The 265-nt window shown below is 47.5% G+C and carries 3 tRNA genes; all 3 read left to right on the top strand.

Going from position 1 to position 265, the window contains the following annotated elements:
* The 3 genes from I6E15_RS10115 (at position 1) to I6E15_RS10105 (ending at position 263) form a co-directional block, all read left to right on the top strand.
* Positions 1–77: transfer RNA gene (locus tag I6E15_RS10115), tRNA-Met, on the top strand.
* 26 nt (positions 78–103) lie between these two features.
* A tRNA-Ala gene (locus I6E15_RS10110) sits at positions 104–180 on the top strand.
* 6 nt (positions 181–186) lie between these two features.
* Positions 187–263, top strand: a tRNA-Met gene (locus I6E15_RS10105).
* The last annotated feature ends 2 nt before the right edge of the window (positions 264–265 follow it).

The raw sequence follows: 265 nt of genomic DNA, 5'->3' as shown, positions 1-265 counted from the left end.
GCCTAGGTAGCTCAGTTGGCTAGAGCATACGGTTCATACCCGTACGGTCGATAGTTCGAATCTATTCCTAGGCACCATTCTTAAGATTTTATATTTTCCTTATGGGGATATAGCTCAGTTTGGGAGAGCGACGCACTTGCACTGCGTAGGTCAGCGGTTCGATCCCGCTTATCTCCACCATTAAATGCCTAGGTAGCTCAGTTGGCTAGAGCATACGGTTCATACCCGTACGGTCGATAGTTCGAATCTATTCCTAGGCACCATT

It is taken from the genome of Fusobacterium perfoetens (assembly GCF_021531475.1).
Lineage (GTDB): Bacteria > Fusobacteriota > Fusobacteriia > Fusobacteriales > Fusobacteriaceae > Fusobacterium_B.
This window is presented reverse-complemented; position numbering and strand designations above follow the sequence as displayed.